This is a genomic window from Streptomyces sp. NPDC087420 (assembly GCF_044744165.1).
Lineage (GTDB): Bacteria > Actinomycetota > Actinomycetes > Streptomycetales > Streptomycetaceae > Streptomyces.
Map to the genome: position 1 here is coordinate 499,783 of NZ_JBIUXU010000001.1, position 16,989 is coordinate 516,771.

Sequence of the window (16,989 nt, forward strand, 5' to 3'; positions counted from 1 at the left end):
ACGGGTCGTCAGCCCCGCGCGCCCAGGGCCAACAGGGCCTCGTACGCGCTCTGGATGAAGCCGTGACCGGCGTCGGGGGTGGTGTTGGCGAGCGCGACGAGCGCGGTGCCCCGGCGCGGGCAGAACCCCGCGAACGCGGTGAAGCCGCTCGTACCGCCGGAGTGGTGGTACACGTCGCCGCCGGCCCGCACCCGGATGTTCCAGACGAGAGCCAGCCGCTTGGCACCGCCCCGCAGCGCGAGCCGTGGACGGGTGACGTCCGCCAGGGCCGCGCGGAGGGGGAGGGGCGCGGTGGGCGGAGGGGCTCCTGGCGGGGCGCCGGGATGGGCTTCGAGGTGCGCGTCGAGGAGAGTCAGCAGGTCGCGGGCGGTGGAGCGGACGGCTCCCGCGCCCGGCAGACCCGGGATCTCCCACGGCGCGCGGGCGCCGCCGTGCCCGTAGCCGGTGGCCGTGGTTCCCGGAGGGCCGGGGACGCAGGACGTGCCGTGCAGGCCGAGGGGGTCCAGGACACGGGCCGCGAGGAGGTCCCCGTACCGCGCCGTGCCGTCCGCCGTGGGCCCCTCGCCCGTCCCGGTGAGGAGGTGGCCGAGGAGAGCCACCCCGAAGTTCGAGTACCGCATCCGCTCGCCTGGCCGGGCGCGGAGCCGGGTCCTGGCGAGGGCGTCCAGCAGGTCGTCCGTGTCGAACCGGGCGTACGGATTGCTCAGCCGGCGCCCTGTCGCGCTGCCGAACAGACCGGGCGGCAGCCGGGGCAGACCGGAGGTGTGGGTGGCCAGATGGAGCAGGGTGACGGGCCCGCCGCGCGGCTCGGGTACGGCGTCCGGGGGCAGGAAGCGGGTCAGCGGATCGCCGTGGGCGACCTCGCCGCGGGCCACGCGCTCGGCGAACAGCAGCGCCGTCAGACACTTCGTCAGGGAGCCGGTCTCGAACCGGGTGTCGGCGGTCACCGGCGCCCCGCCCTCCCGGGCGGTCCTGCCGTACGTGACGACGGCCCGCCGGTGGCCGTGCCGCAGCGCCACCGCGACGCCGCTCGCGCCCCGTGCGGCGGCGGCGACCGGACCGGCGGGACCGAGGGCCCACGCCCCGGGAGGCGCGTCGGTGGGGGTGCCGGTGTCGTACGGACGGGCCGTGCCCGGCGTGTCGCGGATCCCGGGCCGCCCGTCGGTCATGGGCGGGAGCCGAGCGTACGGGAGAGCGCCAGAGTGCCCGCGACCGCGGCGACCACCGTCGGATGGTGCTGGTCGGAGAAGCGCTCGCCGGGATCGTCACTGACGGGCTGCGCGTCACGGGGATACAGCCCGTCCTCGTGCTGGAGGGACGCCAGCCGCTCCCAATCCCCGGCGTCGCAGTGCGGTTCCGGAAGACAGCTGCCGACGATCATCAGCTCGGCCATCAGGTCCCATTCACCGATCTCGGCCCAGATGTCGGTCCACACCGGCAGCCAGTTTCCGACGTACGCGCTGAGATCGGCGCCGAGACCGGTGGGCAGGCGCCCCCAGTCGGTGCAGTGGAAGACGCTGTGCGTCATGTTGTACGCGTTCACCCAGTCGACGAGCCACGGTTCCGGGAACGAGCCCAGCCAGGTCTCCCGTCTCAGCGCGTCCCAGTCGAAGGGAATCGGCCCCCGGTCGAGCCCCGCGACGCGCGCGGCGTTGGCCACGGCGAGGCGCCGGTTCGGCAGGACCTCCGCCGCCCGCGCCGAGCGCAGCGAGGTGGTGTGCGCCACGAGCCGCTCCAGCGCGCGGTGGCGGTAACCGCTCCGGGCGAAGTGGGTGTACGTCTCCAGCGGGTCGCTCATCATCGGATACCGCAGCAGCCGCTCGTGGAGCATGGCGCCCTCGCCGAGCTGCTCCCAGCAGAAGTCGAGCAGTTCGCGGGCGATCCGCAGCTCCTGAGTGCCCGCCACCGCCTCGCGGACGACGAGCGAGGCGGCGAGCGCGGTCTCGCCGAGCGGCTTGTAGACGCTGTTGGGCTCGGCCAGCTGTGCCGTGCTGTATTCGGGCAGCGCGCCGTGCTCGCGGTGGGCGTGGAGCCAGGTCAGGGCCTTGGACGTGACCTGGTGAGCCAGGGGGGTGACGGACATGTCCATCGGGGTCTCGGTCCGATCCGGTCGTGGTCGGGTGTCGCTCGTGAGGTGGTGTCAGCTCGTCGTCAGGCGGCGGGCGATCGCCGTCAGCTCGTGATCAGGCGGCGGGCGATCGCCGTGTCCAGCGCGAGCCGGTCCCCGCCCGCCATCACCTCGATGTGCTCGACCAGCGGCGCGGGATCGAGCGCCAGGGGCACCCCGTCCGTGTGCAGCCACGCCAGCCAGCGCGCGATCCGCGCGGCGGTGGGGTAGTCGCGCCGCAGCACCGCCCGGGTGGCGCCGCGCGCCAGCGCGAGGGGGGCGGCGCGGGCCGCGTCGTGAATGGGTCCGTCGAGTCCGGGCAGCGCCAGCGTGGACAGCTGGCCCATCCGGACCGACCAGCCGGGCCAGCCCTCCGCGCCCGTGCCGCTCCCTGCGGGCTCCCCCTGCGGGGGACCCGGAGGCGGCAGCGGCGCCGGAACCGTCGGCGGAACGCCCGTACCGCCGTCGGTGAGCAGGGCCAGCACCGTCGCCGTGCCCCAGTCCCGCCACGCCATCAGCCAGGGCCCTTCGGGGCCGGCGGGCGGTGCGGGCGCCACGTCCCGCGAGGGCGGGAGCGCGGTCAGTGACAGGGCGACGGCCTCCGCGTCCTGGGGAGCGAGTGCCTCGCCCGTCAGCAGCACGGGGGCGAAGGTGTCGGCGCCCAGGATCCGGATGGCGGCCAGCGCCGCTCCCGGATCCTCCGCCTGTTCGACGTGTTCCGCGACCATGGCCGTGCCCCCGGTGCCCCGGAGGGCATCGAGGGCACGTCGTGCCAGGCCGGCCGCCGATTCCTGGTATGTGGTCCGCGACCGGTCCGGAATCACCGGCCCTTCGGTTCCTTCGGCTCCTTGGGCGAGAGGAGCAGCAGGAGAAGCAAGGCTCCCACGGCCTCGGGCGAGTACACAGGCGCGTCGCTCTGCGGGGCTTCGGGCTCGGTCATGGCCACCCCCAACGCGTGCCCGTCAAGGGTGATTTCTCCGGCCCTCATGGTCTGAGAAAGCATGTCAGCTCCTCGTGTAGACGCGATTGCCCGTACGGCAATGACACCGTCAACTCTAGACATAGCTGGGCAAATCGGCCAATTGTGCGGATAGTTGATGTTTCAATACGGAAGTTCAATCCCGAACCAGCGGTGGCCCCGGGTACCGGGCCCCCGGACACCCCACTAGACGTGGAACGGGACCGTCGTCACGACGATCTTCGGCAGGGGCCGGAGCGACCGCCGCAGCCGTCCCCCGAGATAGCTGTGCAGGATCCGGTGGTACCAGTGGCGTACGACGATCTCCGGCAGGATCACCGTGATCGTCAGATCGGGCCGCTGCCGGTGCAGGGACTCGATGTAGCCGATCATGGGGGCCACGATCGCGCGGTACGGGGAGACGACGACCGCCAGCGGCAGCCGGTCCCCCCACAGCCGCCACGACTCCCGGAACAGCTCGGCCTCCTCCTCGGCGGGGCTGACGTGCAGGGCCAGCACGGGCTGCTGGAGCGAGGCGGCGTAGGCGAGGGCGCGCATGCTCGCCTGGTGCAGTGCGTCGATCGGCACGACGGACAGATGCCGGATCTCCTCCGGGGTGTCCTCCGTCTCCGCGTCCCGCTCCCGGCCCGCCGAGGCCGTGGGGTCGGCTCCCGTAGGAGCGGCGGGACCCGGCGGGGCGGGCGCGCGGGCGGCGGCCCCGGCGCCGGGGCCGGTGGCGCCGTCGGGGCGCGAGTGGGGCGTGATCGAGTGCCCGGGGATCTCGATCATCTGCGGGTGCAGCCGGAGCGCCTGACGCACCCTCGCGTAGTGGCGGTGGATCCGCGTCGTCACCAGCAGGAACGCGCCCACCGCGAGAATGGCGAGCCACGCCCCGGCCGTGAACTTGGTGATGCCCGCCGTGATGAAGACGGCCGCCGACAGGACGGCGCCGGTGGCGTTGAAGCACAGGCTCTTGCGCCAGTGGCGATTGCGCTTGCGCCACCAGTGCACGACCATGCCCCACTGCGACAGGGTGAAGGCGAGGAACACCCCGACGGCGTACAGCGGGATCAGGGAGGCCGTCTTGCCCTCGAAGGCGATGTAGACGAGCGCGGCGGCCACCGACAGCAGGATGATCCCGTTGGAGAACGCCAGCCGGTCGCCCAGACGCAGGAAGATCCGTGGCGCGTGGTCGTCGCGCGCCAGCAGGAACAGGACCCGGGGGAAGTCGTTGTACGCGGTGTTCGCGGCGAGCAGGAGCACCAGCGCGGTCGCCGCCTGGGTGAAGACGTAGAACCCGTTCGACCCGTAGCTGCGATGGGCCAGTTGGGACAGCGCGGTCTCCGCCGTCTGCGGCACGATGCCCTCGTAGTGGATCAGGGCGATCACCCCCGAGAACAACACGACGAGCAGCACGATCATCCACGACAGCGTCGTGCGCGCGTTGCGCCAGGCGACCGGCTTGAAGGCGGGGACGGCGTTGGAGATCGCCTCGATCCCGGTCATCGCCGTGGCTCCGGAGGCGAAGGCCTTCATCACCAGCAGCACGCCCAGCCCCTCGGTCGCGTTCACGACCGGGTGCGGTGTGGGGGTGAAGTCCCGCCCCGCCGCGTTGTACAGGCCCGTGGCCACCAGCGCGAGGATAGCGATGATGAAGGCGTAGGTGGGCGCGGCGAACAGCGCGCCCGCCTGGCGCACCCCGCGCAGGTTGCCGGCCAGGAGGATGGCGATGACCAGCACGCCGATCGGGACGATCTCCGGGGACAGGCTCGGGATCGCCGAGGTGACCGCGCCCATGCCGGAGGAGACCGAGACGGCGACGGTGAGGATGTAGTCGGTCATCAGACCGGCGGCCGCGATCAGTCCCGGGATCCGTCCCAGGTTGTCCGTCGCGACGATGTACGAGCCCCCGCCCATCGGATACGCGCGGATCGTCTGACGGTACGACAACCCCACGGCCAGCATGAGGAACACGATCGCGAGCGCCACCGGCACCGACGCGTTGAGCCCGGCGGTCCCGGCGAGCACCAGGACCAGCAGCATCGCCTCGGGGCCGTACGCCACCGACGACAGGGCGTCCGCCGAGAGCACCGGCAGCGCCACCAGCTTGCGCATCCGCTCGCGCACGATCGCCGTGTTCGCGAGGGGAGCCCCGAGGAGGGTCCGCCGGAGGCGGAGCGCCACCCCGCCGGGCTGCTGCCACTCGGCGCCGGTCTCCGCCTCGCCCCCGCCGCTCCCGCCGCCGGCCTCGGCCGTGGTCGGTCCGCCGCTGAGCGTGGGGACGCTGACGACCCGTCCGAACCGGGCCGGGACGATCTGGCCCGGCTCGGGGTAGCTGCCGACATCGGGGTCCACCGGCAGGACGCGGCGCCAGGCCTCGGGCGGCGCGGACACCCGCCCCCACTCCTCACCGACCCGCCGCAGGAGCCCCGACTGCTCGGCGTCGAGCCTGGGCATGATCACCGCGCCTCCGGCCGCGCCGCCGTGCGGCGCGCCTGCGCTCTCCTTGCCCCGCCCGTCCTGACCCTCTGTGTCCGTCACATCCGCGAGTGTCTTCCGCCGGGGTCGCCACCGGTCCCTCCCGCCGCGCGCGACACCCGGACAGCGGGGCCGATCACCCGTTCGGGCGTACGGCCGCCGCTGCCCGTCCGCGGGACATGCCCTGGTCACCTCACGCCAGCAACTCCCTCACCAGCGCGCCCACCTGTTCCGCCTCGATGAGGAAGCCGTCGTGTCCGTACGGCGACTCGACGACCCTCGGCCGGTCCGCGCCCGGCAGCGCGGCGGCCAGCTCCGCCTGCTGGGACGGTGGATACAGCCGGTCGGAGTCCACACCGGCGACCAGCGCGGGCATGGTGGCCCGGCGCAGCGCGGCGGCGGCGCCGCCCCGGTCCCGGCCCACGTCGTGGCCGTTCATCGCCTCGGTCAGCGTCACGTAGCTGCCCGCGTCGAACCGGCGCGCCAGCTTGGCCGCGTGATGGTCGAGGTAGGACGCGACCTGGTAGCGCCCGCCCCGCCAGGGATGCTCGCCCGGCTGCGGGGTGCCCCCGAACCGGGCGGCCAGTTCGGGCTCGCTGCGGTACGTCACATGGGCGATCCGACGGGCCACCCCGAGACCGCGGTGCGGTCCGGCGCCGGCCGGGGCGTCGTGGTAGCGGCCCCCGCGCCAGCCCGGGTCGGACCTGATGGCCTCGATCTGGACGGCGCCCCAGGCGATCTGCTCGGCGGAGGCCGCGGCGGGGCACGCGAGGACCAGCAGGGAGCCCGTACGCTCCGGGCGGCCGACGGCCCATTCGAGCGCCCGCATCCCGCCCATGGAACCGCCGACGACCGCGGCCCAGCGGTCGATGCCCAGGGCGTCGGCCAGGGCCGCCTCGGCGGCGACCTGGTCCCGCTGCGTCAGATACGGGAAGCCGGGCCCCCAGCGCTCACCGGGACGGGCCGCCCCGGGACGGACCGACGAGGGGCCCGTACTACCCTGGCAGCCGCCCAGCACGTTCGGCGCGACCACGAACCACCGCTCGGTGTCGAACGGCAGCCCGGGGCCGACCAGGGCATCCCACCAGCCGCCGGTGGGATGCCCCGGTCCCGCCGGTCCCGCGACATGGCTGTCTCCCGTCAGCGCGTGCAGGACCAGCACCGCGTTCGAGGCGTCGGGGGCGAGGCGCCCCCACGTCTCGTACGCGAGTCGTACGCCGGGCAGCGAACCGCCCGCCTCCAAAGGAAGAGGGCGCTCCAGCGTCACCCAGGAGCGGCGGCCCGGCGGATCCCCCTCCTGCCAACCGGCGGCGGCCGGCGGGAGGGGACGCGTGGCCGGTTCGACCGACATCGTCAGGACGCCGCCTTGGCGGCGCGGAACCCGGCCTCCAGATCGGCCTTGAGGTCGTCGACGTTCTCCAGGCCCACGGAGAGCCGCACCAGACCGGGCGCGGTGCCGGTGGCCACCAGCTGCTCCTCGTCGAGCTGGCTGTGGGTGGTCGACGCCGGGTGGATGATCAGACTGCGTACGTCACCGATGTTGGCGAGGTGGCTGAACAGCTCGACGCCGTCCACGAACCGCTTGCCCGCCTCCACGCCGTCCCGCAGCTCGAAGGCCAGGACCGCGCCGGCGCCCCTCGGCAGGTAGCGCTGCCCGGCCTCGTACCACCGGCTGGACTCCAGTCCCGCGTAGTGGACGGCCGAGACCTCGTCGCGCTGCTCCAGCCACTGCGCCAGCGCCAGGGCGTTGGACGTGTGGCGCTCGACGCGCAGGCTGAGTGTCTCGACGCCCTGGAGCAGCAGGAACGCGGAGTGCGGGGAGAGCGCGGGACCGAGGTCGCGGAGCAGCTGGACCCGGAGCTTGATCGCGAAGGCGCCGGGGCCGAGGGCCGGCCAGTACTGGAGGCCGTGGTAGCTGGGGTCGGGCGCGTGGAAGTCCGCGAACCGCTCGGCGTGCGCGCCGAAGTCGAACGTACCGCCGTCGACCACCACACCGCCGATGGTGGTGCCGTGCCCGCCGAGGAACTTCGTCGCCGAGTGGACCACGATGTCCGCGCCGTGCTCCAGCGGACGCAGCAGGTACGGCGTCGGCACGGTGTTGTCCACGATCAGCGGTACCCCGGCGTCGTGCGCCGCGTCGGCCACCCCCCGGATGTCGAGGACGTTGCCGCGCGGGTTGCCCAGCGTCTCGGCGAACAGGGCCTTGGTGTTCGGGCGTACGGCCGCGCGCCAGGCGTCGAGGTCGTCCGGGTCGTCGACGAAGGACACCTCGATGCCGAACCGGGGGAGCGTGTGGCGCAGCAGGTTGTACGAACCGCCGTACAGCGAGGTGCTGGAGACGATGTGGTCCCCGGCGCTCGCCAGGGTGAGGATCGCGAGGGTCTCCGCGGCCTGCCCCGAGGCGAGGGCGACGGCCGCCACCCCGCCCTCCAGGGCGGCGATCCGCTGCTCCAGGACGTCCTGGGTCGGATTGTGGATCCGGGTGTAGATGTTGCCCGGCTCGGCGAGGGAGAACAGATCGGCGGCGTGCTGGGTGTTCTTGAAGACGAACGACGTCGTCTGGTAGATCGGCGTCGCGCGGGCGCCGGTCGTCGGATCGGGTGCGGCGCCCGAGTGGATCTGCTTGGTCTCGAAGGACCAGGCCGCGGCGGGCTCCTGGCCGGAGATGTCCTCGGGGGTGTGCCCCGCGGTGACGGAGTCGACGGGCTGACTCATGGTTTGCCTCGCACAGTTCGGTTCGGGCGGCGGGTGATGACGGGTGGTGAGGGAGGGAGGGAGGGAGGGAGACGGCGGGCGGCGGTGGGAGACGGAGGGTGGCGGTGGGAGATGTTCACGCCTGACCATGGACGATAGAGAAGGTGTACGGCACACGGAAGCGCCCGGCCGGTCTGGCCACGAACCCGACATGCCTCGGCAACACAACACGGACGCCGTTCACACGCGGCACACCCCCCGTCACACACGCCGTGTTCCGCCCGCCGGCCCCCGCCCCCGCTCTCACCATGCGAGACGGCCCGGCCGAGGTGTGCGGGCACCCTTGACGGGGCCTCCGGGCGGCCGGACACTCGACTGTGGGCATCTAGCGAACGGGTAGGGACAAATGGGTCGTTCGGGGCTGGACATCGATCGCGGGGCCGGTACGGCCCGGTCGCTGCCCCTGCTGACCTCCCGTCGCCACATCGACCTGCTCCGTGTCTGCAGCGCCGCGTAATCCTCCGAGCCGACACGGCACAGGCACGCCCTCCTCCGACCGGTAGCACCACGCGCCGCGCTCTCCCGCGCCCGCGTGCCCGGCCCGTGGTCCGCCCTGCCCCTGTGCGTGTCGTGAGCGTCCGTCCGTCCGTACGCATCCACCGCAGGGAGACGCATGTCCCTCACCTCGCCCGCCGTCGCATCCTCCATCCGCGGCAGGATCGGGTGCGACGCGCGCAGCGGCCACTACGCCGTGCCGCGCCGCTACCGCCTCCACCTGTCCCCGGCCTGTCCCACCTGTCTGGAGATCGCCGTCACCCACAGCCTGCTCGACCTCGGCGACACGCTCCCCGTGACCCTGCTCCCCGCCGTGCCCGACGGTCCCGGCGGCGGGTACGACGCGCTTCTCCCGCTGTACGAGGCCACCTCGCACCACCACCCGGGGCCGGCCGCCGCACCCGTGCTCAGCGACGGCTGGACGGGGCGGATCGTCAGCACGTACGTCCCGGACATCCTGCGCGACCTGTCGGTGCGGTTCGGGGGCTCGGGTCCCGAACTGCGCCCGCGCGGGACGGAGGAGGAGATCGAGGCCCTCGCCCTGCTGTGCGAGCGGGACATCGGCGTCAACGCGGGGATCGCGGGGCGGCCCGCCACGGATCCCGAGGCCAGGGACCGCGCCCTGCACACGCTCTTCGCCGCGCTGGACACGCTCGAAGAGGGCCTGGAGGGGCGGGAGTTCGCGCTGGGCGGGGACGCGCCGACCGCCGCCGACGTCCAGCTGTGGGTGACGCTGGTGTATCTGGACACTGTGCACCGGCCGCACCTGGACACCGTGGCGGCGCGGTGTGTCGCGCACTACCCGCGCCTGTGGGACTACGCGCGCCGGCTGGCGGCGCGGCCCGCCTTCGGCGCGCATCTGGACCTGGCGGCCATCGCCCTCAAGTACCACGCGCAGTGCCCGTGTCCGGCGGGTTCGCCGGGCACGGGCACGGGGCAGCTGGGCTGAGACCGGCCGGGTGCGGACACCGGCCGGTACACCTACCGGCCGGTTGTCACCGGCCTGCCGTCACTGGTTGGTCTTCGGCAGCCCGGGCGGGTTGAGCTCCGAGGACGTGACGGCCTCGTTGGAGAGGCCCCAGCGCTTGAGGACCTTTCCGTAACTGCCGTTCTTGACGACGGTGTTGAGGGCTTCGTGCACCGCCTTGATCAGGCCGTTGTCCTTCTTGGTGGTGGCCGCGATCTTGCCCTGGACGTCGGCCCCGCCGCCGGAGTAGGTGCCGATGACCTCCGTCTGACCGGTGGAGGCGGAGTGGTACGCGGCGACCGGGTTCGGGCCGAGGTAGGCGTCCAGGCGGCCCGAACTCAGCGCCAGGTAGTAGTCGGTGGAGTTCTGGTAGTACTTGATGTCGGTGGCCTTGAGGCCCTTCTTCACGTTCTCCTCGCTCCAGGTGACCAGCAGCTTCTCCTGGTTGGTGCCGGAGCTGACCCCGATCGTCCTGCCCGCCACGTCCTTGGGGCCGTCGACCTTCCAGCCCGAGCCCTTCTTGGCCTCGAAGGCGAGGTTGTCGAGACGGTAGGTGGCGAAGTCGTACTTCTCCTTGCGCTCCTCGGTGACGGTGATGTTGCTGATGCCGAGGTCGTACTTACCACTGTCGAGCCCGACGAATATGTTCGCCCAGTCGACGGTGTTGGACTCCAGCTTGAGCCCCAGCACGTTCGCGATCAGCGAGGAGATGTCGGTCTCCACCCCGATCACGGTCTTGTCGTCGGTGGCGTAGAAGTCGAGTGGCGGCGCGGAGCCCGCCGAGTTGACGACCTCCAGTGTGCCGCGCTCGCGGATGGCCGCGGGCAGGAGGGCGGCGACGGCGTCGACCTTGGGCGTGGTGATGCGCTTCTGGTTCGGACTCAGGTCGAACTCGGCCTTCTTGGCACCCTTCGCGGCGGGCGCGGCGTTGCTCACGGTGTCGTCGGCGGGGTCGCCGCAGGCGGTGAGGGTGAGGGCGGTGACGAGGCCGAGCAGGGCGGCTGCGGGACGAAAGGCGCGACGGGGCGACACGGTGGGCTCCTTGACGGGGACGGTGATCAGAAAGGGAGGACGGAAAACTGGGACGTACGGGAGACAGGGACGGCGTACGGGAGACAGGGACGGCGTGCGGGGGCCAGGGACGGGCGGGAGGGGTCAGAGGACCTTCGAGAGGAAGGCCTTGGTGCGCTCGTGCCGGGGCCGGTCGAGCACCTCCGCCGGCGTCCCCTGCTCGACGATCACTCCGCCGTCCATGAAAACGACGGTGTCCGCGACCTCACGGGCGAAGCCGATCTCATGGGTGACGACGATCATGGTGGTGCCCGACCGGGCCAGGTCCTTGATGACGTCGAGGACCTCGCCGACCAGTTCGGGGTCGAGCGCCGAGGTGGGCTCGTCGAAGAGCAGCACCTTCGGCTCCAGCGCCAGGGCGCGGGCGATGGCCACCCGCTGCTGCTGGCCGCCGGACAGCTGACGCGGGTACACGTCGGTCTTGTCGGCGAGCCCGACCCGTTCCAGCAGCACCCGTGCCTGTGCGAGGGCCTGCTTGCGCGGGACGCGCAGGGCCGAGACGGGCGCCTCGATGATGTTCTCCACCACGGTCAGGTGGGGGAAGAGGTTGAAGTTCTGGAAGACGAACCCGATGTGGAGGCGCTGCTTGAGCACCTCGCGCTCCTTGAGCTCGTGCAGTTTGTTGCCGGCCCTGCGGTAGCCGATCAGCTCGCCGTCGATGCTGATGTAGCCCTTGTTGAGCTTCTCCAGGTGGTTGATGCTGCGCAGCAGCGTCGACTTCCCCGAGCCGGACGGGCCGAGCACCACGGTGACCTCGCCGGTGCGGACCTGGAGGTCGACCCCGCGCAGTACTTCGAGGGCGCCGAAGTTCTTGTGAACGCCGCGCACGTCGACCATCAGACCGCCGCCGGCCTTCTCGGCGCCCGCGCCCGTACCGTTGCCGGCGCCCGGGTCCACACTCGTACGGTCGCTGTTGCTCATCGCGGGAAACCTCCGGTGGCGGCGGTGGCCCGCAGCTTGAGGACAAACGTGCGGGCACGCTGGAGCGGGGTGGGCGGGGGAGTGCGCTCGTGGCCCCGCGCGAAGTGCCGCTCCACGTAGTACTGGACGACGGACAGCAGGGTGGTCAGCAGGATGTACCAGGCGGTGGCGACCATCAGCAGGGGGACCACCCGCCCGTTGCGGCCGTAGACCACCTGCACCTGGTAGAACAGCTCGCCGATGGCCATCACGGACACGATCGACGTGCCCTTGAACAGGGAGATGACCTCGTTGGCGGCGTTCGGCAGGATGCCGCGCATCGCCTGCGGCAGCAGGATCCTGCGCAGTTGCCGCAGCCGGGGGATGCCCAGCGCCGCGGCCGCCTCCAGCTGCCCGCCGTCCACGGAGATGATCCCGCCGCGCACGATCTCGGCGGCGTACGCGGCCTGGTGCAGCGCCAGACCGATGACGGCGGCCGAGAGGGCGCCGACCAGATTCAGTGTGTCGAAGCTCCACAGCACGGGACCGAAGGGGACCCCGACGCCCAGCTCCTTGTACAGATAGGCCAGGTTGAACCAGAACAGCAGTTGCACGATGAGCGGGATGGACCGGAAGGCCCAGATGTACGTCCAGGCCACGGTCTGGAGGATCGCACTGCGCGACAGCCGCATGAAGGCCAGGACGATCCCGAGCGCGAAGCCCAGGACCGTTCCGTACGCGGTGAGTTGGAGGGTCACCCAGACGGCCTTGAGCACGCTGTCGGCCGTCAGGTAGAGCGAGAACGTGTGCCAGTCCCAGCCCGGATTGGTGGCCAGGCCGTGGACGAACTGGGCGACGACGACGAGGGCGGCGACCCCCGCGGCCCACCGCCAGTAGTGGCGGGCGGGCACCACTGTCAGTGTGGCGAGCTCCTCGCCGTCCGGGGCGGTTCCGGGTGGTACGAGAGATCCTGGTGGCGGCGCGGCGTGCGCGGTGCCGGTTGCGGTTTCCATGGTGGGCGCTCCTGCCGCTACTTCTTCTCGGGGGGACTGATCTCGGACTTCTCGATGGCGGAGTCCTGGGTGCCCCACCGTTCGAGGATCTTCTTGTACGTGCCGTCGGCGATCAGTTCGTTGACCGCGCCCTCGAACGCCGGGAGCAGCGGAGAGCCCTTCTTGAAGGCGAATCCCACGTCGAGCCGGTGGAACTCGCCGAGGAACTTGATGCCGGCCGCCGGCTGGGCCGCCTGGTAGCGCAGCCCGTTGATGGTCGACATCTCGATGTCGATCCGGCCCTGCTGGAGGCTGGTGAGGCCGGCGCCGGTGTCCGAGTAGACCTTGACCGTGTACGGCTTCTTGCCCGCCTGCGCGCAGACGGATTTGTTCGCGTTGAGGGTCGCCTCGAAGGTGGTGCCCGCCCCGACCCCGACGGTCTTGCCGCAGAGCTCGTCGAGCTTCGTGACCTTCTTGGTGGTCGTGTCGTTCTCGCTGACCGCGAAGCCCTGCCCGTCGTTGATGTACGTGACGAAGTCGATCGTCTTGCGACGCTCGTCGGTGACACCGAAGTTGCCGGTCCCCACGTCGTACTTGCCACTGCCGAGCGCGGGCAGGATCGCCTCGAAGCTGGCCTCCTCCCGCTCCAGCCGCAGCCCGAGGATCTTGGCGACCCCGTCGGCGATGTCGATGTCCAGGCCGACCGGCTTCTTCCCCGTCGCGTCCGGGAAGTAGGCGCTGGGCGCCGCTCCCACCGACGCGGCGATCTTGATCGAGCCCTGCTCGCGGACGTCCGCGGGCAGCAGCTTCGCCAGCGCGTCGTCCTTCTTGAGCGCGGCGACCACGTCACCCGAGGGCGCGGCGGACGCGGCGCCCGCCGATTCCTTGCCGGACGTGTCGTCCGAACCGCAGGCCGCCAGGGCGGGCAGCAGCAGAACGGCCGTGAGAACGGCGGATACCTGAGCGCGCACGGGTGTCATCTCTTTCCCCTCGACGGAGCGAGGTGTTTCTCGAACGGGAGCGGCCCGATGGTCTCGGGGTCGGCCGTCGTGTCGAACAGCGGTGTGTAACCGGTGTGCAGGTAGAGGCCCTTGGCCTCGGGCTGGCGCGGCCCGGTGGTGAGGTGGACCCGCCGGTAGCCGCGCGCGGCGGCGACCCGTTCCAGCTCGGCGACAACCCGCCGGGCCAGGCCGCGCCGCCGGTGGGCGGAGTGGGTCCAGATGCGCTTCAGCTCGGCCGTGGTGGGGTCGTAGCGGCGGAACGCGCCTCCGGCGACCGCCTCACCCCGCTCCAGCAACAGCAGCAGCGCGCCGTGCGGCGGGTCGAACTCCTCCGCCGGATAACGGGCCATCTCGGCGTGCGCGTCCTTGCCGTACCGCGCGGAGTACTCGTCCCCCAGCTCCCGCAGCATCGGCTGGGCCAGGGGGTCCGTGACAGCGGCCGTGACCCAGGTCAGCCCGCCCGGTTCGGCGACAGAGGTCATCGCCCGGCCTTCGCCAGTCTCCGCGGGCCGCTCTCGGCACTCTCGGCGCGCACGGCACGCTCGGCGTCCCGCTTCGCGACCTCTTCGCGGACCAGCGGGATCACATGGCGTCCGAAGTCGATGGCGTCGCCCAGCAGGTCGTAACCACGGGCCGAGAGGATGTCCACACCCAGGTCGTAGTAGTCGAGCAGTGCCTGGGCGACCGTCTCCGGTGTGCCCACCAGCGCGTTGGAGTTGCCCGCGCCGCCCGTGGCGGCGGCGGTCGGCGTCCACAGCGCACGGTCGTACCGCTCGCCCGCCTCCGCGATCGCGATCAGCCGCTGCGAGCCGGTGTTCTCCGGCGCCCCCCGGCCCCGCCTGACCAGCGCGCCCCCCTGCTCCTTGCGGGCGTTGATGGTGGCCACCGTGCGGTGCGCCTTCTCCCAGGCGAGCTCCTCCGTGGGAGCGATGATCGGCCGGAACGCGACCTGGATCCGGGGCGGGGTCGTACGGCCGGCGGCGCGCGCCGCGGCCTTCACCGTCTCGATCTGCTCGGCGGTCTTCTCCAGTGGCTCGCCCCACAGGCAGTAGATGTCCGCCTCGGCGCCGCCGGCGGCGTGGGCCGCGTCGGAGGATCCGCCGAACGAGACGTCGGGCCGGGGCTGTTGGACCGGGAAGACATCGCTGACGAAGTCGTGGAACCGGTAGTGCTCGCCCTCGTGGTCGAAGGGCTCGTGCGAGGTCCAGATCCGCTTCACGATCTCGATGTACTCGCGGGTGCGGGAGTACCGCTGGTCCTTGGTGAGGGTGTCCCCCTCGCGTCCCTGCTCCTGGTCGCTGCCCCCGGTGATGAAGTGGACCGTGAGGCGGCCGTCACTGATCTGGTCCAGAGTGGCGAACGTCTTCGCCGCGAAGGTCGGGTACGACACGTTCGGCCGGTGCGCCAGCAGGATCTGAAGCTTGTCCAGGCGGGCGGCGATGTACGCGGCGGCCGGGGCCGGGTCCGGTGAGCCGGACCCGTACGCGAACAGCACCCGGTCCCAGCCGTGGTCCTCATGGGCCCGTGCGAGCTTGAGTGTGTAGTCCTTGTCGAACGAGGCACCGGAGCGGGGATGTGTCTCCGAACCGTCGTGGGTGGCGGCTATCCCGAGGAACTCCACAGGCATGGCGGACCTTTCGCGCGGAAGGAAAGTGAAGAGGGGAGAAAGGGAGGGAGATCCCGGTCGTGGTCATGCCTCAGGACCGCGGGAGCGGATCCGGAGCAGGGAGAGACCCGACAGGGTGGGACCGGGCAGGGTGGGACCGAGCGGAGTGGAACCGGGCGGGCGCGACGACGTGATGACGTGACGAGGCGTGACGAGCGTCAGGGGAACGACGGGGTCGACGGCAGCGCGCGCCCGGTGAGGAGAGGAGTCTCGGCCCGCGAGGGGATCACCGAGGGAGGGAGGGGCCGGTCAGGCGGCCCGCTGCCGGGTCAGGCGCAACAAGAGGCGGACCACACTCGACCGAAGTCGATGTGTCCGCGGGTGACCAACGGCAGCTGCTTCTGCATGGAGCCAATTGAGCATGGTGCGTACGGGGAAGTCAACCGGCGTTCGCACTGTGGTCGGGCGGAAAAGGACTTCTTGACAGACCTCCCGTTTCCGCACGTACGATCGAAGGGATGACGGTCCGGTGGGAACACCGGGACGTGACGGCCGTGTTGAGGGACGCGGTGCGCGTGATGACACCCGCTGGCCACCGCCGACCACCTCTCCCGTGGGAGCCCCTCCATGTCCGTCTCTCCCGACGTCCTGCCCGCGGCCGGCGCCTCGTCGCCCCGCCGCGCGGACGTCCCCCCGTCCGCCGACGACCTCACCCGCATCGTGCCCCGACGCCACGTCGGCCGGTGGCTCTCCGCCGTCGCCGCCCTCCTGGCCCTCGCCATGGTCGTCAACTCGGTCGTCCGCAACCAGCGGTTCCAGTGGTCCGTGGTGGGGGAGTACTTCACCACCCCGGCCGTCCTGGACGGGCTGGTGCTCACGCTCTGGCTGACCGCGGCCGTGATGGTCCTCGGATTCCTCATCGGCACGGTGTTCGCCGTCCTGCGCCTGTCCGCCAACCCCGTGCTGCGCACGATCAGTTGGGGGTACGTGTGGATCTTCCGCTCCACCCCGCTCCTGGTGCAGCTGCTGTTCTGGTTCAACATCGGCGCGCTCTACCCGACGCTGGGCCTCGGCATCCCGTTCGGCCCCGAATTCCTCACCGTCAAGACCGTGAACCTCTTCGGCGCCAGTCTCACCGCGCTGATCGGGCTCACCCTGCACGAGGCCGCGTACGCCGCGGAAGTGGTGCGGGGCGGCATCCTGTCCGTCGACTCGGGCCAGACCGAGGCCGCCGCCGCGCTGGGCATCGGCCGGTGGCGGGTGCTGCGCCGGATCGTCGTACCGCAGGCGATGCGGTCGATCGTGCCCACCGCGGGCAACATGCTCATCGGCACCCTCAAGGGCACCAGCATCGTCAGCGTCCTCGCGGTGCAGGACCTGCTGTTCTCCGTGCAGTTGATCTACAACCGTACGTACCAGGTCATCCCGCTGCTGATGGTGGCGACCATCTGGTACATCGCCGTCACCAGTGTGCTGTCGGCGGGTCAGTTCTACGTCGAGCGGTACTACGCGCGGGGCGCGGCAAGGGAGTTGCCGCCCACCCCCCTGCAACGGCTGCGCCGTCAGGGCGCGTTGCTGACCGTACGCCTCCGAAAGGCCACCGCGTCCGACGCGCCGCCACTGCCGGGCGGCCCCGGCAAGGGCCCGTCCGGCAGCTGAC

The 16,989-nt window shown here is 71.7% G+C and carries 16 protein-coding genes; 3 read left to right on the forward strand and 13 right to left on the reverse strand.

Translation table 11 applies throughout. The annotated features are described in order from the left end of the window. Nucleotides 1–8: 8 nt before the first annotated feature. From ACIO1C_RS02140 to ACIO1C_RS02170, 7 genes are all read right to left on the reverse strand, one after another. Nucleotides 9–1,169 carry a serine hydrolase domain-containing protein gene (locus ACIO1C_RS02140; protein WP_401857317.1) on the reverse strand — a complete coding sequence of 387 codons (1,161 nt, stop codon included), beginning with the start codon at nt 1,167–1,169 and terminating at the stop codon, nt 9–11. After that, nucleotides 1,166–2,089 carry a DUF6895 family protein gene (locus tag ACIO1C_RS02145; protein WP_401857319.1) on the reverse strand — a complete coding sequence of 308 codons (924 nt, stop codon included), beginning with the start codon at nt 2,087–2,089 and terminating at the stop codon, nt 1,166–1,168. The genes ACIO1C_RS02140 and ACIO1C_RS02145 overlap by 4 nt, the downstream gene beginning before the upstream one ends. 83 nt (nt 2,090–2,172) lie before the next feature. Next, nucleotides 2,173–2,835: a hypothetical protein gene (locus ACIO1C_RS02150; protein ID WP_401857322.1), complete on the reverse strand. Its 663-nt coding sequence runs from the start codon at nt 2,833–2,835 to the stop codon at nt 2,173–2,175. Nucleotides 2,836–2,927: 92 nt separating this feature from the next. Further along, nucleotides 2,928–3,110: a hypothetical protein gene (locus ACIO1C_RS02155; protein ID WP_401857325.1), complete on the reverse strand. Its 183-nt coding sequence runs from the start codon at nt 3,108–3,110 to the stop codon at nt 2,928–2,930. Nucleotides 3,111–3,272: 162 nt separating this feature from the next. Next, nucleotides 3,273–5,522 (reverse strand): APC family permease, encoded by a 2,250-nt coding sequence (locus ACIO1C_RS02160; RefSeq protein ID WP_401858018.1) that lies wholly within the window; start codon nt 5,520–5,522, stop codon nt 3,273–3,275. A 214-nt stretch (nt 5,523–5,736) separates the two neighbouring features. After that, a complete protein-coding gene (locus ACIO1C_RS02165) occupies nt 5,737–6,894 on the reverse strand; it encodes a homoserine O-acetyltransferase (RefSeq protein WP_401857327.1) in 1,158 nt (385 codons plus the stop codon). Nucleotides 6,895–6,896: 2 nt separating this feature from the next. Then, on the reverse strand, nt 6,897–8,258 hold the full coding sequence (locus ACIO1C_RS02170) for a bifunctional o-acetylhomoserine/o-acetylserine sulfhydrylase (RefSeq protein ID WP_401857330.1): 1,362 nt from the start codon (nt 8,256–8,258) through the stop codon (nt 6,897–6,899). Between the two features lie 385 nt (nt 8,259–8,643). Here ACIO1C_RS02170 and ACIO1C_RS02175 point away from each other — a divergent pair, with 385 nt between their 5' ends. Beyond that, a complete protein-coding gene (locus ACIO1C_RS02175; RefSeq protein ID WP_327233060.1) occupies nt 8,644–8,754 on the forward strand; it encodes a putative leader peptide in 111 nt (36 codons plus the stop codon). 156 nt (nt 8,755–8,910) lie between these two features. Next, complete coding sequence (locus ACIO1C_RS02180; protein ID WP_401857333.1) at nt 8,911–9,741, forward strand: glutathione S-transferase C-terminal domain-containing protein; 831 nt, start codon at nt 8,911–8,913, stop codon at nt 9,739–9,741. Between the two features lie 60 nt (nt 9,742–9,801). On the opposite strand, the gene ACIO1C_RS02185 is transcribed toward ACIO1C_RS02180, so the two are convergent. The 6 genes from ACIO1C_RS02185 to ACIO1C_RS02210 all read right to left on the reverse strand — a co-directional run bounded on the left by ACIO1C_RS02185 (nt 9,802) and on the right by ACIO1C_RS02210 (nt 15,350). Next, complete coding sequence (locus tag ACIO1C_RS02185; protein ID WP_401857336.1) at nt 9,802–10,791, reverse strand: ABC transporter substrate-binding protein; 990 nt, start codon at nt 10,789–10,791, stop codon at nt 9,802–9,804. 123 nt (nt 10,792–10,914) lie between these two features. Continuing rightward, nucleotides 10,915–11,667, reverse strand: a complete 753-nt coding sequence (locus ACIO1C_RS02190; RefSeq protein ID WP_401858020.1) for an amino acid ABC transporter ATP-binding protein — start codon at nt 11,665–11,667, stop codon at nt 10,915–10,917. Between the two features lie 80 nt (nt 11,668–11,747). Continuing rightward, nucleotides 11,748–12,743 carry an amino acid ABC transporter permease gene (locus tag ACIO1C_RS02195; protein WP_401857339.1) on the reverse strand — a complete coding sequence of 332 codons (996 nt, stop codon included), beginning with the start codon at nt 12,741–12,743 and terminating at the stop codon, nt 11,748–11,750. Between the two features lie 17 nt (nt 12,744–12,760). Beyond that, nucleotides 12,761–13,702, reverse strand: coding sequence for an ABC transporter substrate-binding protein (locus tag ACIO1C_RS02200; RefSeq protein WP_401857342.1), 942 nt, complete (start codon nt 13,700–13,702; stop codon nt 12,761–12,763). After that, nucleotides 13,699–14,205 carry a GNAT family N-acetyltransferase gene (locus ACIO1C_RS02205; protein WP_401857345.1) on the reverse strand — a complete coding sequence of 169 codons (507 nt, stop codon included), beginning with the start codon at nt 14,203–14,205 and terminating at the stop codon, nt 13,699–13,701. The genes ACIO1C_RS02200 and ACIO1C_RS02205 overlap by 4 nt, the downstream gene beginning before the upstream one ends. Then, nucleotides 14,202–15,350 carry an LLM class flavin-dependent oxidoreductase gene (locus tag ACIO1C_RS02210; protein ID WP_401857348.1) on the reverse strand — a complete coding sequence of 383 codons (1,149 nt, stop codon included), beginning with the start codon at nt 15,348–15,350 and terminating at the stop codon, nt 14,202–14,204. Before ACIO1C_RS02210 ends, ACIO1C_RS02205 begins: the two co-directional genes overlap by 4 nt. 606 nt (nt 15,351–15,956) lie before the next feature. Here ACIO1C_RS02210 and ACIO1C_RS02215 point away from each other — a divergent pair. After that, entirely contained in the window at nt 15,957–16,988 is a 1,032-nt protein-coding gene (locus tag ACIO1C_RS02215; RefSeq protein WP_401857349.1) for an amino acid ABC transporter permease, read from the forward strand. The last annotated feature ends 1 nt before the right edge of the window (nt 16,989 follow it).

What these genes read in the sequence shown, in the direction of transcription:
- ACIO1C_RS02140 (WP_401857317.1), bottom strand. Translation starts at nt 1,169, where the DNA reads ATGACCGACGGGCGGCCCGGGATCCGCGACACGCCGGGCACGGCCCGT.
- ACIO1C_RS02145 (WP_401857319.1), bottom strand. Translation starts at nt 2,089, where the DNA reads ATGGACATGTCCGTCACCCCCCTGGCTCACCAGGTCACGTCCAAGGCC.
- ACIO1C_RS02150 (WP_401857322.1), bottom strand. Translation starts at nt 2,835, where the DNA reads ATGGTCGCGGAACACGTCGAACAGGCGGAGGATCCGGGAGCGGCGCTG.
- ACIO1C_RS02155 (WP_401857325.1), bottom strand. Translation starts at nt 3,110, where the DNA reads ATGCTTTCTCAGACCATGAGGGCCGGAGAAATCACCCTTGACGGGCAC.
- ACIO1C_RS02160 (WP_401858018.1), bottom strand. Translation starts at nt 5,522, where the DNA reads ATGCCCAGGCTCGACGCCGAGCAGTCGGGGCTCCTGCGGCGGGTCGGT.
- ACIO1C_RS02165 (WP_401857327.1), bottom strand. Translation starts at nt 6,894, where the DNA reads ATGTCGGTCGAACCGGCCACGCGTCCCCTCCCGCCGGCCGCCGCCGGT.
- ACIO1C_RS02170 (WP_401857330.1), bottom strand. Translation starts at nt 8,258, where the DNA reads ATGAGTCAGCCCGTCGACTCCGTCACCGCGGGGCACACCCCCGAGGAC.
- ACIO1C_RS02175 (WP_327233060.1), top strand. Translation starts at nt 8,644, where the DNA reads ATGGGTCGTTCGGGGCTGGACATCGATCGCGGGGCCGGTACGGCCCGG.
- ACIO1C_RS02180 (WP_401857333.1), top strand. Translation starts at nt 8,911, where the DNA reads ATGTCCCTCACCTCGCCCGCCGTCGCATCCTCCATCCGCGGCAGGATC.
- ACIO1C_RS02190 (WP_401858020.1), bottom strand. Translation starts at nt 11,667, where the DNA reads ATGGTCGACGTGCGCGGCGTTCACAAGAACTTCGGCGCCCTCGAAGTA.
- ACIO1C_RS02195 (WP_401857339.1), bottom strand. Translation starts at nt 12,743, where the DNA reads ATGGAAACCGCAACCGGCACCGCGCACGCCGCGCCGCCACCAGGATCT.
- ACIO1C_RS02200 (WP_401857342.1), bottom strand. Translation starts at nt 13,702, where the DNA reads ATGACACCCGTGCGCGCTCAGGTATCCGCCGTTCTCACGGCCGTTCTG.
- ACIO1C_RS02205 (WP_401857345.1), bottom strand. Translation starts at nt 14,205, where the DNA reads ATGACCTCTGTCGCCGAACCGGGCGGGCTGACCTGGGTCACGGCCGCT.
- ACIO1C_RS02210 (WP_401857348.1), bottom strand. Translation starts at nt 15,350, where the DNA reads ATGCCTGTGGAGTTCCTCGGGATAGCCGCCACCCACGACGGTTCGGAG.
- ACIO1C_RS02215 (WP_401857349.1), top strand. Translation starts at nt 15,957, where the DNA reads ATGTCCGTCTCTCCCGACGTCCTGCCCGCGGCCGGCGCCTCGTCGCCC.